2 protein-coding genes are annotated in these 973 nt (G+C 59.9%); both read left to right on the plus strand.

Annotated features, from left to right (window positions below):
• Nucleotides 1–56: 56 nt before the first annotated feature.
• Complete coding sequence (locus AC0L2Z_RS35300) at nt 57–227, plus strand: hypothetical protein (RefSeq protein WP_473630631.1); 171 nt, start codon at nt 57–59, stop codon at nt 225–227.
• A gap of 211 nt (nt 228–438) precedes the next feature.
• Entirely contained in the window at nt 439–732 is a 294-nt protein-coding gene (locus AC0L2Z_RS35305) for a transposase (RefSeq protein ID WP_473630630.1), read from the plus strand.
• Nucleotides 733–973 lie beyond the last annotated feature (241 nt).

The following is a 973-nucleotide window of genomic DNA, read 5'->3' on the forward strand; positions in this document are numbered from 1 at the left end:
AGAAGAACGATGCCGCCGATGCCGAGGCGATTGTGATTGCGGCCCAGCGGCCGGAGATGCGATTCGTCGAGCTGAAATCGGAAGAACAGCAGGCCAGGACAGTGTTGTTCCGAGCTCGCCAGCGCCTCGTCCATCAGCGCACCGATCTGGTGAATGCATTGCGTGCCATTCTCTACGAATACGGCCACGTCGTCGCGCAAAGGCATCCATCATCTCACACGCATTAAGGAGATCGTCGAGGAACCAAAGAGCAATCTGCCCGAACTGGTCCGCCACGAATGCCAGGACCTTATCGATTGCATGGAAGACGGAGCGGATCGAGGCCAAGAGCGTGCAGCTCAGGAAGCTGGCGACAGAGACCGAAACAGTGCGGCGGCTGCAGACCATGTCGGGAGTTGGCCCGCTGACCGCGCTGGCGTTGAAGCATTCGCACCCGACATGGCCAGCTTCAAACGCGGCCGGGACTTCGCGGCTTGGCTGGGCCTTGTCCCACGGCAGCATTCCTCGGGAGGTAAGGAACGCCTCGGGCGGGTTTCGAAGGAGGGACAAGCCGACATTCGCCAATTGCTCATCATCGGGGCCATGTCACGTTTGAACTGGCTTGGTCGCAGATCGATCCCCAAGGGCTCTTGGCTGGCACATATGCTGGCGAGAAAACCGCGCATGCTCGTGGCGATCGCCCTGGCGAAACAAGATGGCGCGGGCAATCTGGGCGATGCTGAGAACGAATGAGGATTATCGGAATCCGGGGTCGGCTGCGGCTGCATGATCGACCTGCAGCAAACAGCCCGGCGCCGGTTAAGGGGGTGTGAGAAGGCGACGACCCGAATGGGCGCAACGATCGAACAGATCTGGATCAGGAAAACCAGCTGGAGCCAAAGAGCCATGTGCTCGCTGTTGAGATTTGGACCTGATCTGCAGATCCCATACCGGCCAGCGGCTCTGGAAATGCCGCACATGAAGGCCTGACAGA

It is taken from the genome of Mesorhizobium sp. WSM4850, from assembly GCF_055811735.1.

Bases quoted from the DNA above. Each gene is read 5' to 3' on its own strand.
- AC0L2Z_RS35300 (WP_473630631.1), top strand. From the start codon at position 57: ATGCGATTCGTCGAGCTGAAATCGGAAGAACAGCAGGCCAGGACAGTG.
- AC0L2Z_RS35305 (WP_473630630.1), top strand. From the start codon at position 439: ATGGCCAGCTTCAAACGCGGCCGGGACTTCGCGGCTTGGCTGGGCCTT.